This window comes from Mycobacterium sp. NS-7484 (assembly GCF_001953975.1).
Lineage (GTDB): Bacteria > Actinomycetota > Actinomycetes > Mycobacteriales > Mycobacteriaceae > Mycobacterium.
Map to the genome: position 1 here is coordinate 32,482 of NZ_MBEJ01000127.1, position 14,025 is coordinate 46,506.

Annotated in this window: 13 protein-coding genes; 4 read left to right on the plus strand and 9 right to left on the minus strand. The window is 67.0% G+C overall.

The window, feature by feature from the left end:
* Nucleotides 1–3 precede the first annotated feature (3 nt).
* The 7 genes from A5733_RS22940 to secY form a co-directional block, all read right to left on the minus strand.
* Nucleotides 4–684 carry an SRPBCC family protein gene (locus A5733_RS22940; protein ID WP_076241783.1) on the minus strand — a complete coding sequence of 227 codons (681 nt, stop codon included), beginning with the start codon at nt 682–684 and terminating at the stop codon, nt 4–6.
* The gene (locus A5733_RS22945; protein WP_076241784.1) at nt 665–2,377 is read right to left on the minus strand and encodes a thiamine pyrophosphate-binding protein; all 1,713 of its coding nucleotides are present in this window, start codon (nt 2,375–2,377) and stop codon (nt 665–667) included. Before A5733_RS22945 ends, A5733_RS22940 begins: the two co-directional genes overlap by 20 nt.
* Before the next feature lie 86 nt (nt 2,378–2,463).
* On the minus strand, nt 2,464–3,198 hold the full coding sequence (locus tag A5733_RS22950; RefSeq protein WP_076241785.1) for an anti-sigma factor: 735 nt from the start codon (nt 3,196–3,198) through the stop codon (nt 2,464–2,466).
* Entirely contained in the window at nt 3,195–3,722 is a 528-nt protein-coding gene (locus tag A5733_RS22955) for a sigma-70 family RNA polymerase sigma factor (protein WP_067775272.1), read from the minus strand. Before A5733_RS22955 ends, A5733_RS22950 begins: the two co-directional genes overlap by 4 nt.
* 103 nt (nt 3,723–3,825) lie before the next feature.
* Nucleotides 3,826–4,623 (minus strand): type I methionyl aminopeptidase, encoded by a 798-nt coding sequence (map, locus tag A5733_RS22960; protein WP_076241786.1) that lies wholly within the window; start codon nt 4,621–4,623, stop codon nt 3,826–3,828.
* The gene (locus A5733_RS22965) at nt 4,620–5,165 is read right to left on the minus strand and encodes an adenylate kinase (RefSeq protein WP_076241787.1); all 546 of its coding nucleotides are present in this window, start codon (nt 5,163–5,165) and stop codon (nt 4,620–4,622) included. The genes map and A5733_RS22965 overlap by 4 nt, the downstream gene beginning before the upstream one ends.
* On the minus strand, nt 5,162–6,487 hold the full coding sequence (gene secY, locus A5733_RS22970; RefSeq protein ID WP_067775278.1) for a preprotein translocase subunit SecY: 1,326 nt from the start codon (nt 6,485–6,487) through the stop codon (nt 5,162–5,164). Before secY ends, A5733_RS22965 begins: the two co-directional genes overlap by 4 nt.
* Nucleotides 6,488–6,789: 302 nt before the next feature.
* Here secY and A5733_RS22975 point away from each other — a divergent pair, with 302 nt between their 5' ends.
* Genes A5733_RS22975 through A5733_RS22990 form a run of 4 tightly spaced genes read left to right on the plus strand, consistent with a single transcriptional unit; the run spans nt 6,790 to nt 10,523 of the window.
* Nucleotides 6,790–7,704 (plus strand): class I SAM-dependent methyltransferase, encoded by a 915-nt coding sequence (locus A5733_RS22975; protein ID WP_076241788.1) that lies wholly within the window; start codon nt 6,790–6,792, stop codon nt 7,702–7,704.
* Nucleotides 7,705–7,718: 14 nt separating this feature from the next.
* Nucleotides 7,719–8,621: a class I SAM-dependent methyltransferase gene (locus tag A5733_RS22980; RefSeq protein WP_076241789.1), complete on the plus strand. Its 903-nt coding sequence runs from the start codon at nt 7,719–7,721 to the stop codon at nt 8,619–8,621.
* Between the two features lie 9 nt (nt 8,622–8,630).
* Complete coding sequence (locus A5733_RS22985; protein ID WP_076241790.1) at nt 8,631–9,530, plus strand: class I SAM-dependent methyltransferase; 900 nt, start codon at nt 8,631–8,633, stop codon at nt 9,528–9,530.
* Nucleotides 9,531–9,548: 18 nt separating this feature from the next.
* Entirely contained in the window at nt 9,549–10,523 is a 975-nt protein-coding gene (locus A5733_RS22990; RefSeq protein ID WP_076241791.1) for a class I SAM-dependent methyltransferase, read from the plus strand.
* A gap of 3 nt (nt 10,524–10,526) precedes the next feature.
* Here A5733_RS22990 and A5733_RS22995 read toward each other — a convergent pair whose 3' ends face one another.
* Both A5733_RS22995 and sppA read right to left on the minus strand, forming a co-directional pair.
* Nucleotides 10,527–11,963, minus strand: coding sequence for an MFS transporter (locus A5733_RS22995; RefSeq protein WP_369806767.1), 1,437 nt, complete (start codon nt 11,961–11,963; stop codon nt 10,527–10,529).
* Nucleotides 11,964–12,136: 173 nt separating this feature from the next.
* Nucleotides 12,137–13,921 carry a signal peptide peptidase SppA gene (gene sppA / locus A5733_RS23000; protein WP_076241792.1) on the minus strand — a complete coding sequence of 595 codons (1,785 nt, stop codon included), beginning with the start codon at nt 13,919–13,921 and terminating at the stop codon, nt 12,137–12,139.
* Nucleotides 13,922–14,025 lie beyond the last annotated feature (104 nt).

A 14,025-nucleotide genomic window follows, 5' to 3' on the forward strand; every position in this document is an offset into this window, starting at 1 on the left:
GTCTCACCTCATCCAGGCCGGGGTGACCGGAAGGCCGTTGCGGTAGCGGTATTCGGCGATCGCCTTGAGGTTGTGTAACTCCAGCAGGTGACCGGGACCGAACATGTCCCAGAAGTCGCCGACCCAGACACCACGTCCCGGTGGCGCGGTCTCGGGGTAGGGGTTCTCGTCGTAGAACGGATGGTGGCAATTGGTCCACAGCACAACCGATCCCGGCTTGTCGAAGACGAGCTGCGCGTCGACGATGCGCATCAGGTAGATCATCCACAGGTGCTTGCCCTGATCCCAGGCACAGTGGTAGTCGACGGTCAGCGCATCGCGGTGGGCCACGGTGCGGGTGTAGAGCTCGCTGCCCGGCCCGGCCGGCCCGGCCCCGAGCCGGTCGTGGGCCAGCCACATATCGGGCTGTTCAGTCTGGGTGAATCCTCGCAAGCTGTAGGTCCACTCCTCCAAACAGCGGGTGTCGGACAGATAGTCGAACAACTCATCGGGTGGGCAATCGATGTAGTCGTTGACCGTGCAGTATTGACCGAACACCTGATCATGCGGATAGACCGACCGCATCATGTCCATGATGATCGGCGTGGCCTTCTCCTTGGGTGAGGTCTCGATCCGGATCAACCCGTCGAGCGGGTCGCGGGTGGCCCGATGGGCCGTGATGTCCTCAAGCGCGGGCAGTGACATGACGCCTGTTCTCCTCTGCGGGTTGGTCGGATTCGGTGAGAAACGCGGCGAACGGCGGGATCTCGTCGGCCGAGCATTCGATGCTGAGCACCGAGGGACCGTCGGTGGCCAATGCCACCTGCAACGCTTCGGGCAACTGATCGATCTCGGTGACGTCGACGGCGGGCAGTCCGGGGAACATCGCGGCCAGCCCCGCACCCAGCCGGCTCGGCCCGAACCGGTTGTAGGAGTAGCGGTTGCCGTAGAACACCTGTTCGCGGGTGACGCACATGGCGTGCGCGTGGTTGTCGAACAGCAGGAAGGTGATCGGCAGCCGGTACTGGATTGCGGTGTGGATCTCCATGCCGTGCATGAAGAATGCGCCGTCGCCGGCGATCACCACGGTGCGGCTGCGGCCATCGTGGGCCCGGTGAAACGTCATCCCGATGCCGGCCCCGAAGCTGTAGCCCATGCCGCCCATGCCGAGCGCCACCATGAAGCGGCCGTCACGCCGAACCGGTAGGTAATGGATCGCCGCGGCGCCGATGTTGCCCGCATCGACCACGAGGTCGGTGCCGTGCGGCAGGGCCGTATCCAGGACGGTCATCGCGGCGCGGTACCGGATGCCCGGGCCGTGATGGTCCGGTGGTCGCAACTCGCTGGGCGCGAAGGCATTCGGTTCCCGCCGCGCAACGCTGCCGGACCGGCTCACGGCGCGGGCCAGATGCATCAGCGACTCACGTAGATCGTCGGAGTGGATGTGGCGACACGACAGGTAGGGCTCCCGCGCGCCGATCGAGTAGGTCGGCACGGCGGCCCACACGTCGTCGAGGCCGGCCCGGGCCGTCACCGGCATCCTGGTGCCGACCAGCAGGCACAACGCGCTGCGCGCCGCGGTGGCGGACACCCCGGGATGGCCCATCACCCCGGCCACCCCCAATCCGATGGACGAGCCGGGTTCTGGGATCCCCGCCACGTCCTTGGCATCGGGCACGGTGGCCACGGCGGCCCGCAGTGCGGTCCGCAGTGATTCCAGGGCGGTACGCGCATCGTCACGGGCCACCTGTTCACCGGCGATGATCGTGATCGGACCGTCGGCGTCGCGCAGCGCCCGCTCGAGCCGGATCAGATCGGAACCAGCCACCGAAGAAGGGATTTCGTTGCCCTCCAGGCCTGTCCACTCGTCGAGCAGTGTTTGCTGAATATCTTTGGGCAGCAACAACACCGCCGGTCCGCCGGTACGTGCGGCCGCGATCGCATCTGGCAACGCGGTACGGATGTCGTCGGGATCCAGCACCCGGCGGCAATACACCGACACCGCGGAGAACACGGCCTGCGCGTCGAGGCTTCCGTTGTCCCCGCTGGTGTCCTGGAACGCACCTCGACCGTCGAGCACCGTCGGCGCCTGTCCGATCAGCGCCAGTACCGGGACCCGGCTGGCCAACGATTCGGCCAACCCAGGCACGGTGTTGAGACAGCCGCCGCCCGAAGTCGCGGCCACCACGCCCAGTCCGGCTCCGCTGCGGCTGTAGCCGTCAGCCATTGCCGCCGCGGAGAATTCGTGTTTGGCCAGTACCGCGGTGATGCCGTCACAGAAGTATGCCGCGTCGTAGAGGTCTTCGATGTTGGCGCCGTCGACACCGAAGATGTGCGTAATCCCGGTCGCCGCCAGATGGTCGACGATGTGGTCCACGACCCTGTGCCGATTGGCCATTGGTCACCTACTTCCGCGTTCTGCCGTGTGACACGACCCGCGGACGTTCTGGGTTCAACCAACGCCGAAAACCGACGAAAACGGATTCAGAGCTTCTTTTCCAGCAGCACGGTGCCGTCGGGAGACGTAACCAGTTGCACCGCAGCGATATCGGCCATCGGCATCTGGGTGTTGCCGCTGGGCAGTGCGGTGGCCCCGGACAATCCCAGCCAGGTCGCCACCTCGTGGCGGCTGCCGTCGCGGCCGATCACCACCATGCCCAGGTTCTGTGGCGGTGTGTCCTGCTTGCCCCAGCTGCCGTAACTGCACGCCATGTCGATGCGGGTGCCCCAGGAGTAGCCGGTCATGGCGATGCTGGCGTTGATCGGCGTATCCGACATCTTGGACATCGTCATCATCTGCGCGTTCTGCTGCTCGCCACCGCTGTGCAGGCCGAACGCCTCGGGGCGGATACCGATCACGACGCCGACGGCCAGCAGAGCGGCTGCCACGCCGACCGCCGCCGTGGTCACCCAGCGCAACCGGCGTCGCCGCCAACGGACCTTGGCCAGGACGGAATCCAGCACCTCGGGACGAAGCGGCGGATCCGGTTCGTCGGCCTCGAGCGCACGCACGTCGTCGAGGTCGAGCATGGCCAGCAAGGCGGGCATACCGCTCAATTCCGCCACTGCGGAACGGCATTGCGCGCACCCCTGCAGATGCGCCTCGTACTCACGGCGTTCAGCGCCGTCCAGCGATCCCAGCACGTAGGCCGCATCCCAGGTCCGGTACCGGTCGGATTCCACCGGATCAGGAATGTGGGGCACACCGAACTGCGTCATCGTGTCACCCCCATCTCTTGCAGGTTGAGTCGTAGCGCGCGCACCGCGTAGTGCAGCCGTGATTTCACGGTGCCCTCCGGTATGTGCAGGTCCTCGGCGATCTGGCCGGTTGTCCAGCCCTGGTAGTAGGCACGGCGGATGACCGCCCGGTGATCGTCGGACAGTTGGCTCAGGGCTGTGGTCAGCAAGATTCGATCCAACGCGGTATCCACTTGGTCGGGGGCGCCGGCGACGCCGGAATGCTCTGCCACCTGTTCGGGGTCGGATACCCCGGTTTCGTTGCGAAACCGGGCACTCCGGCGTTCGTCGATGATCATGTTACGGGCGACGGTGAACAGCCAGGCGCGCGCCGATCGGGCCTCGTCCGCGGTGACCTCCGGGTGACGCCAGGCCCGCAGCAGCGTCTCCTGCACCACGTCCTCGGCCCGGGCCCGATCACCCGTGAGCCGCAGGGCGTAGCGCCACAGCGCTCCGGCGTGTTCGTCGTAGAGCACCCGCATCATCGCGGCCTCCGGATCGTCCATTCCCAACCTCCGTCTGTGATACGACGTTGGCGGTGATCCGGTTCAATTAGAACCTTTGCCAGGAGGTCGGCGCCAGAGCCGCCGCGCGAAATTGCCGGCAAACCTACTTGGTGAGGATGCGCGGGCCGTCTTCGGTGACGGCGACGGTGTGCTCCCAGTGCGCGGCGCGGGTGCCGTCGGCGGTGACGACGGTCCACTCGTCGTCGAGGATCACGGTCTCGCGGGTGCCCAGGGTGAGCATCGGTTCGATCGCCAGCACCGAGCCCGGCGCCAGGTACGGGCCGCGCCCGGGTGCCCCTTCATTGGGCAGGAACGGGTCCATGTGCATCTGCCGGCCGATGCCGTGGCCACCGTAGCCGTCGACGATGCCGTACTTGCGATCGTGGCGCGCCTCGGCCGCGTGGGTCTCGACCTCGATGGCGTGCGAGACGTCGGTGAGCCGGTTTCCGGGGAGCATCGCGGCGATGCCGGCCTCCATGGCCGCTTTGGTAGCTGCCGACAGCGCTTCGTCGGCCGGGATCAGCGCACCGACGCCGAACGTCACGGCCGAATCCCCGTGCCAGCCCTCGACGATCGCGCCGCAGTCGATGGACACCAGGTCACCGGCGGCCAGGAGCTCACCGGCCGACGGAATGCCGTGCACCACACGGTCATTGACGGAGGAGCAGATGCTGGCCGGGAAACCGTGATAGCCGAGGAACGACGGGGTGCCGCCCCCGTCGCGGATGACGGCTTCGGCGACCTGGTCCAGCTCCAGCGTGGACACCCCGGGTTTGGCGGCCGCCTGCACGGCACGCAGGGCCGAGGCGACCAGCGCCCCGGCTACCGCCATCGCATCCAGTTCTCCGGCGCTGCGCTGCGCGACAACCTTGCGCTTGCGCAACCCCGGCAACCCGATCACTTACCCAGTGCCTGCAATGCGCGGGCGAACACCTCGTCGAGGCCACCCACCGCATCCACGGTCTTCAGGTCGTCGCGGTAGTACTCCAGCAGCGGCTCGGTCTCTTCGCGGTAGACCTTCATTCGGTTCCGGATCACCTCGTCGGTGTCGTCGGCGCGGCCACGCCCTTTCAGGCGGGTCAGCAACTCATCCTCGGACACCTGGAACTCCACCACCGCGTCCAGCTTGGTGTTGCGGGCGGCGAGCATCTCCTTGAGTGCACCGGCCTGCTCGACGGAGCGCGGGTAGCCGTCGAGAATGAAGCCGGCCGCCGCGTCCTCCTGGTCGATACGGTCCTCGACGAGCCGGTTGGTCAGCTCCGCGGGCACGAGATTGCCGGCATCGAGGTAGCGCTTGGCCTCCAGCCCCAGCGGGGTGCCGTCGCCGATGTTCTTCCGGAACAGGTCGCCGGTGGAGATCTGCGGGATGCCGAGCTTCTCGGACAGCTTCTCTGCCTGCGTGCCTTTGCCCGCACCGGGCGGTCCGAGTAGAACGACTCTCACTTGAGGAACCCTTCGTAGTTACGTTGCATGAGCTGGCTCTCGATTTGTTTGACGGTGTCCAAGCCGACACCGATCATGATGAGAACCGCAACACCGCCAAATGGCAGATTCTGTAGCGTCGCCCCGCTGCCCATTTGCAGGAAGACGTTCGGCAGGACAGCGATCACGCCGAGGTAGATCGAACCCGGCAGGGTGATCCGGCTCAGCACGAACCGCAGGTAGTCGGCGGTCGGTTTTCCGGGGCGGATGCCCGGGATGAACCCGCCGAACTTCTTCATCTCGTCGGCACGCTCGTCGGGGTTGAACGTGATCGACACATAGAAGTACGTGAAGAAGATGATCAGACCGAAGTAGACGGCGATGTAGACCCCGTCGGCCGGGTTGGTCAGGTGGTCGGCCACAAACGTGTCCCACCAGCCGGTGCCCGGGTTGGAGCTGCCGCTGCGGATCAATTGGGTGACCAGCATCGGGATGTAGATCAGTGACGACGCGAAGATCACCGGGATGACGCCGGCCTGGTTGACCTTCAGCGGCAGATAGGTCGACGTGCCGCCGTACATCTTGCGGCCCACCATGCGCTTGGCGTACTGCACCGGGATACGGCGCTGGCCCTGCTCGACGAACGTGACACCGGCGAGGATCAGCAGTGCGGCACCGCAGACCAGGGCGAACACCAGCCCGCCGCGAGACTCCAGGATCATCTGGCCCTCAGCCGGGATGCGGGCGGCGATACCGGCGAAGATCAGCAGCGACATGCCGTTGCCGATGCCGCGCTCGGTGACCAGCTCACCCATCCACATCACCAGCGCCGCGCCTGCGGTCATCACCAGCACGATGACGATCAGACCGAAGATCGAGCTGTCCTGGATGACGTCGAGGCTGCAGCCCTGCATGAGTCCGCCGTTGGCGGCCAGCGCCACGATGCTGGTGCCCTGCAGGATCGCCAGTGCGATGGCGAGGTAACGGGTGTACTGGGTCATCTTGGCCTGGCCGGCCTGACCCTCTTTACGCAGCTGCTCGAAGCGCGGGATGACCACCGTCAGCAGCTGCACGATGATGCTGGCGGTGATGTAGGGCATGACGCCGACCGCGAACACGCTCAACTGCAGCAGGGCGCCACCGGAGAACAGGTTGATCAGGGAGTAGACCTGTGCCGAATCGCCACCACTGACCTGCTCGATGCATTTCTGGACGTTCGGGTAGTTGACCCCCGGAGACGGGAGGGTGGCCCCGACCCGGTACAGGATCACCATTGCGAGCGTGAACAGAATCTTGCGTCTGAGGTCGGCCGTTCGCAGCGACGAGATGAAAGCCGAAAGCACTCTTCCTCCTGCGCAGCCGACCTCTCAGCGCGGCGTGCCAAATGGGGCTGGTGGGTGCCAGCGTCTTGGTCAAAGTCATGTACGGCCGCCCTGCAGGCGCGCAGCCTGCGGACTCAGCCGCCAAATCAGTCTACGAGAGTAACAGTCGCGACGGGGTGGACCGTGCATGCACCCGCATCGATCAGCCCGATCCGAGACTAAGGCTCTCTTCAGTTTTGCGGCGTACAGTCGGCGCCAGCTGGTTATGCCACCTAACTAACACATCATCTGCACTGAGCTTTCGACTGAATTAAGGGGAATTCATGGCCCGTACGGCTGACGACACCTGGGATCTGGCCTCCAGCGTGGGCGCCACGGCAACGATGGTCGCGGCTGCCCGCGCGATGGCCACCAACGCCGACGATCCGGTGATCGACGACCCGTTCGCCGCTCCCCTGGTCCGCGCCGTCGGCATGGAGTTCTTCACCAAGCTGGTCGACGAGAACTTCACCACCGAGGGCCTCGACGAGGAGGCGGCGACCGGCCTGATCCGGTTCGCCAACGGCATGGCGGCGCGCACCCGTTTCTTCGACGACTTCTTTCTGGCCGCGGGCCGCTCCGGGATCCGGCAGGCGGTCATCCTGGCGGCCGGACTGGACTCGCGGGCATACCGGCTGCCGTGGCCGGACGGCACCGTCGTCTACGAGATCGACCAGCCCGAAGTGACGAAGTTCAAGACCGAGACCATGGCCGAGCTCGGCGCCGTCCCGACGACCGACCGGCGCACCGTCGCCGTCGACCTGCGGTTCGACTGGCCCACGGCGCTGGCCGAGGCCGGCTTCGACCCGTCGGCGCCGACGGCCTGGATCGCCGAGGGGTTGCTGGGTTATCTGCCGGCCGACGCCCAGGATCGGCTGCTCGACCAGATCACCGCGCTCAGTGCACCCGGCAGCCGCCTCGGCGTCGAGGGCGTGCCCGCCACCGAGACCAACGACGAGGAGACCATCCGGGCCCGGATGCAGGAATTCACCGACCGCTGGCGCGCCCACGGCCTCGACATCGACCTCAACGAGTTGATCTTCCTGGGCGACCGCGCTGACGTGCTGACCTATCTGCAAGGGCATGCCTGGAACGCGACCGGCATCTCCTCGAACGATCTGCTGATCCGCACCGGCCTGCCCCCGGTCGAGGACGAGGCCCACGCGGCGTCGGTGCTCTACATCAGCGCCGAGAAGTAAGGAGCACCCGGGCAATGGCACGTTCGGACGCCGACTCCTGGGATCTGGCCTCCAGCGTGGGCGCCACGGCGACGATGGTGGCCGCGGCCCGCGCGATCGCGAGTGCCGAACCCGATCCGCTGATCCGCGATCCCTTTGCTGCGGCGTTGGTGCGTGCGGTGGGGGTCGAGTTCTTCACCAAGCTCGTCGACGGTGAGATCGAACTCGACGGCGAACTGGCCGAGGGCGCGCAGCTGATGATCGGGGTGATGGCGGTCCGGACGAGGTTCTTCGACGACTTCTTCGCCTCGACCGGTCAGGCCGGTATCCGCCAGGCGGTGATCCTGGCCTCGGGCCTGGACGCCCGCGCCTACCGGTTGCCGTGGCCGGACGGCACCGTGGTGTACGAGATCGACCAGCCGCAGGTGCTCGGCGCCAAATCCGCGGCCATGGCCCGGATCGGTGCCGCCCCCGCGGCGGAACGCCGCACCGTCGCCGTCGATCTTCGGGAAGACTGGCCCGCGGCGCTGCGTGACGCGGGGTTCGACCCGGGCGCGCCCAGCGCCTGGAGCGCGGAGGGCCTGCTGGCCTACCTGCCGCCAGAGGCGCAGGACCGGTTGTTCGACAACATCACGGCGCTCAGCGCCCCGGGCAGCCGGCTGGCTACGGAGTTTCATCCCGACATCTCGGCTGCGCTGCGCGACCGCGGCCGGGCGATGAGCGACCAGTGGCGTGAGCACGGTCTGGATCTCGACTTGGCCAACCTCTGGTACGACGGCGAACGCAACTCGGTGGTCGAGTACCTCACCGCCGGCGGGTGGTCGGTGACCGCGCGGCCGCGCCCGGAGGTGTTCGCCGAATACGGACGCCCCTTCCCCACCGGGGAAGCCGCTGCGTCGCAAAGTCATTCATTAGCGGTCACCGCTATTCGAGATTAGGAGCAAGACATGGCACGCACCGAAGGTGACACCTGGGATCTGGCCACCAGCGTCGGGGCAACCGCGACCGGTGTCGCGGCCTCACGGGCGTTGGCCACCAAGCAACCCGATCCGCTCATCAACGACCCGTATGCCGACGCGTTGGTCCGGGCCGTCGGCCTCGAACACAGCATCCGGCTCGCCGACGGCGAGGTGTGCGTCGAGGGTGATCTGATGCTGGACCGGCAGCGGATGTGTGAGCAGATCGCGGTGCGCACCAAGTTTTTCGACGACATCTTCCGGTCCGCCGCCGGAATTCGCCAGGCGGTGATCCTGGCCTCGGGCCTGGATACCCGCGCCTACCGGTTGGATTGGCCCGCCGACACTGTGGTGTTCGAGGTGGACCAGCCGGCCGTGCTGGAATTCAAGACACGCACGCTGGCCGAGCTCGGGGCCGAGCCGGCCGCGACGCATCACACCGTGCCGGTCGACCTACGGGACGACTGGCCGACGGCCTTGCGGGCCAACGGTTTCGACCCGTCGACTCCGACCGTCTGGATTGCCGAAGGGCTGCTGATCTATCTGCCGCCAGAGGCGCAGGATCGGTTGTTCGACAACATCACCGCGCTCAGTGCCCCGGGAAGCCGGCTGGGCACCGAACACATGGACGTCAAGACGCTCACCGAGAACTGGTCGCAGCGGGTCAGCGAGTGGTCCAAGAAGGTCGGCTCCGACGTGGACCTGATGGACCTGTTCTATTCGGGCGAGCGGACCACCGCACGCGACTATCTCGCCGCGCGGGGCTGGGACGTGACGGTGCAACCCACCCGCTCGGCCTACGCGGCTCATGGTTTCGACTTCCCCGACGAGCTGGCCGATATGGCCGGCGATTCGGGTTATCTTTCAGCAGTCCTGAAACCGGCGAACTAGACGACCAGGAGGCCCGCGATGGCACGCAGTGACGGAGACAGCTGGGATCTGGCCTCCAGCGTCGGGGCGACCGCGACGCTCGTGGCGACCGGCCGGGCGATCGCCAGCCGCGACGACCACGGCCTGATCGACGATCCGTTTGCCGCGCCGCTGGTGCGCGCGGTGGGCATCGAGGCGTTCACCAAGATGGTCGACGGTGAACTCGATTTCGAAGCCCTGGCCCAGCTGTCACCGGACGCCGCCGAGAAGGCCCGCGCCAACATCGACGAAATGGCCGTGCGTACCCGGTTTTTCGACGACTTCTTCGCCGCCGCCGTAGGCGGCAATTCCACCGGAGCCGCCGTAGGCGGCAATTCCACCGCCGCCGCGGGCAAGGCGGGCATCCGGCAAGCGGTGATCCTGGCGTCGGGGTTGGACTCCCGCGCATACCGGCTGCCGTGGCCGGACGGAACCGTGGTCTACGAAATCGACCAGCCCGAGGTGATCGAGTTCAAGACCCGCACCTTGGCCGATCTGGGCGCGGCGCCGACGGCAGAGCGCCGCACCGTGCCGATCGATCTGCGCGACGACTGGCCGTCCGCGTTGCGCGCGGCAGGCTTCGATCCGGACGTACCGACCGCGTGGTGCGCCGAGGGACTGCTGATCTATCTACCGCCGGAGGCCCAGGACCGGCTCTTCGACAACATCGCCGCGCTCAGCGCCCCCGGCAGTGCGGTGGCAACCGAATTCGTGCCCGGGATCAAGGATTTCGATCCGGACAAGGCGCGGGCCGCCACGGCCACGTTCAGCCAGATCGGCCTCGACATGGACATGCCATCGCTGGTCTACCACGGCGAGCGGCATTCGGCCGCCGATTATCTCAACGCCAAGGGCTGGCAGATGAACGGCGTGCCGCGCTCCGAACTGTTCGCCCGCCACGGCCTGGCCGCGCCGGACCATGACGACGACGATCCGATGGGCGAAATCGTCTACGTCAGTGGCACCCTGCCCTGAGCCTCAGGCCGCCCGGCCCGTGGGATCGGCTTCCGCGTCGTACTCGAGGGCCGGGGGTGCCTCCGGTGTCCCGGGGATCTCGGTGCCGCTGATCGGACACCGCGCGGTCTCAGGGATTTTGACCAGCGCCACAGCGCCGATCACGCACGCCAGCATCATGTAGTAGGCGGGCACCAGGTTGTCGCCGGTGAGGTTGACCAGCCAGTCGTTCACGGCCGGTGCGGTGCCGCCGAATATCGACGTGGACACGTTGTAGGCGATCGCGAAGCCGGCGTATCGGACCTGGGTCGGGAACATGGCCGGGAAGGTGGCCGAGATGGTGGCCAACTGCGGGACGTACAGCAGCCCGAGCACCGCGTAGCCGATCACCGCACCGAGCGGGCTGGCGCCCATCAGAAGGAACATCGGCACACCCGCGATGAACAGACCGATCAGCGAGAACCACCACATCGGTTTGCGCCCAACCCGATCCGAGATGTGTCCGGCGAACGGTACGAACAGCATCATCGCCAGCATCCCGATGATCGGCACCACCAACGACATGTCGGTGGACAGGCCGATGGTGCTCTTCAGATACGTGGGCATGTAGGTCAGCAGCGTGTAGTTCACCACGTTGAGTGCCACCACTAGGCCGCCCAACCGCAGCACCGGGCCCCAGTATTGGGACAACAGTTCCTTGAGCCCGCCGGAGGAGGATTGCTCGGGAGCGGCCTCCTCGGCCTCGGAATGTTCCTGGAACACCGGGGTCTCCGACAGCCGGGTGCGCAGGTAAACCCCGATGAGCCCCAGCGGAGCAGCCACCAGGAACGGCAAACGCCAACCCCACGAACCCATCTGGTCCTCGCTGAGGATCAGCGAGAAGCTCAACATCATCAGCGCGCCCAGAGAGAACCCGGCCAGCGTGCCGAATTCCAGGAAGCTGCCGAGGAATCCGCGCCGACGCGAGGGTGCGTACTCGGCCATGAAGGTTGCGGCACCGCCGTACTCGCCACCGGTGGAGAAGCCCTGCACCATTCGCAGCAGCACCATCAGCACCGGTGCCCAGATCCCGATCGACGCATACGTCGGCACCAGCCCCACGCACAGGGTGGAGCCGGCCATCAACAGAATCGTGATGGCCAGCACCTGTTTGCGGCCGATCCGGTCCCCCAGCGGACCCCAGACGAACCCGCCGAGAGGCCGGACCAGGAAGGACACCGCGAACGTCATCAGCGCCAGCAGTGTCGCGTGCTCGGCACTGCCGGGGAAGATGGCCGCGGATATATAGCTCACGCCGTAGGCGTAGATGCCGTAGTCAAACCATTCGGTGGCGTTGCCGATCGCGGATGCGGCGACGGCACGCCGCTGCACTTCGGGGGGAGTGTCCTCCACCGCGGACTGGTCGGGCGATTCCGATGGATCCGATGTGTCGTTCGTGCCGTCCGAGTGCGCGGTGCCCACGGGACCTCCTCGTGCCTGACGACACTGCTCCCGCCACATACCTCGACGTCGGCTGATGAAGATCAACACCGCAGGGCCAGACCGTAGTTTGATTGGCTACCTTCTGCTCCGCAGCCGACGTTACCGCGCCGCACCGCCTGATGCGAATCTCCCCCGTCCTCGGCGGGTCCGGGTCAGAACCGGTGTTCGCCCAGCCAGAGGGCATTGGCCCCGGTCATGCTGCGTTCGGCCTGATCGAGGATGCCCACGACCGACCGTCCCACCATCACCCCCACGGCCTGCGGCAACGATGCCGCCGCCGGCTGTGACGAAGGCTTGGGCCGCAGCATGTCCAGCCAGGACGAGCCGGGATAGCTGAGAACCCGCACCTTGGTGTCCGGGTCCAGCCCGGCCAGCACCTTGGCCCGGGTGATCGCGGTGCGCAGGCCACCGAGTTCGTCGACGAGGCCGCGGTCCTTGGCGTCCGACCCGGTCCACACCCGGCCGCGGGCCACCTCCTCGACTTGCTCGACGGTGAGGTTGCGTCCATGAGCCACCCGCTCGACGAAATCGGTGTACATCAGGCCGGTCTCGGCTTCGATGTTGGCCTGCTGTTCGTCGGTGAACGGCGCATTCGGGGACCAGGCGTCGGCATTGGCGTTGGTACGCAACGAATCTGTGCCGACCCCGAGTTTGTCCTTGAGCTCACGCGACACCAGTTTTCCGGTGATGACACCGATGGATCCGGTGAGGGTACCGGGATTGGCCACGATCTCGTCGGCCGCCATCGACACGTAATAGCCGCCCGAGGCCGCCACCGCGCCCATCGACGCCACCACGGGCTTGCCCCGCTCCCGGGCCCGAACCACTTCTCGCCAAATGGTTTCGGATCCGGTCACCGATCCGCCGGGGCTGTCGACCCGCAACACGATCGCCGATACGTCATCGTCGGCCGCGGCCTCCCGCAGCGCCGCGGCGATCGTGTCGCCGCCCGCGCTCGAGTTCCCCAGCGGCAGCACCTGTGGCCCACCGCGGCCGCTGACGATGGGGCCGTGCAATGTCACCACCGCGACGGTGGGCTTGGCCTTGCGGCCGGGTATCTGCGGCGTCGGAACCTTGGGCGCCGTGCGTGCGTAACGCGAAAGATAAAGCCGCGGTAGGGCTTCGGGGTGGCTGTCGGCGTCGGCACCCACCTCGGTCGGGCCGCCGGACAGCTCCCCGATCCGCGAGTAGGCCTCGTCGCGGAAGCCGATGCGGTCGATCAACCCGGCGCTGACCGCCGCGTCACGCAACACCGGCGCGCTGTCGGCCAGCCCGTCGAGCGCCTCGATGGTCAGGTTCCGCGATTCGGCGATGGCGTGCCAGACCTGCGATTGCAGGCTTTCGATCATCCGACCGTCGGCCTCGCGTTGCGCTTCGGTGTACCGGCCTTCGGTGAAAACGTTTGCCGCCGATTTGTATTCGCCTCGAGTGACGAACTGCGCCTCGATGCCCACCTTGTCCAACGCGTCGCGCAGAAACATCGCGCTGGTGGCGAAGCCGATCAGACCGACGGTTCCCGACGGCTGCATCCACACTTCGCGGAAGGCCGAGGCCAGGTAGTAGGACAGCGTGCCCGGGTAGGTCTCGGCCCAGGCCACCGTCGGCTTGACCGCGCCGAACGCCGTGATGGCCTCGCGTAGTTCCTGGACCGGGCCGGGCGCGGCGGCCGGAAGCTGCACCCGAGCGATCAGACCGGCGACCCGATCGTCCTCGGCGGCGCGGTGGATCGCGGCGACGGCGTGGCGCAACGTCATCGGACGGCCTCCGCCGGCGATCATCGCGAGCGGGTCGAAGCCCGCGGTTTCCGGCGGGATGGAGAGCAGATCGAGCTCCAGCACACAGCCGCTGGGCACGCCGTTGTGACGGGCGGTGTCGACGCGCCGCACCAACGCCTTGAGATCGTCCTGGCCGGGAAGTCCTGGGAGGAAGGCGAACATGATTCCGAGCCTACCGATCGCCTGAGACTGGCGAGCAGACGCAAATGTCCCCGACACGCCGGGCGTGCGGGGACATCTGTGTCTGCTCGCGCAGAAAAGTGACT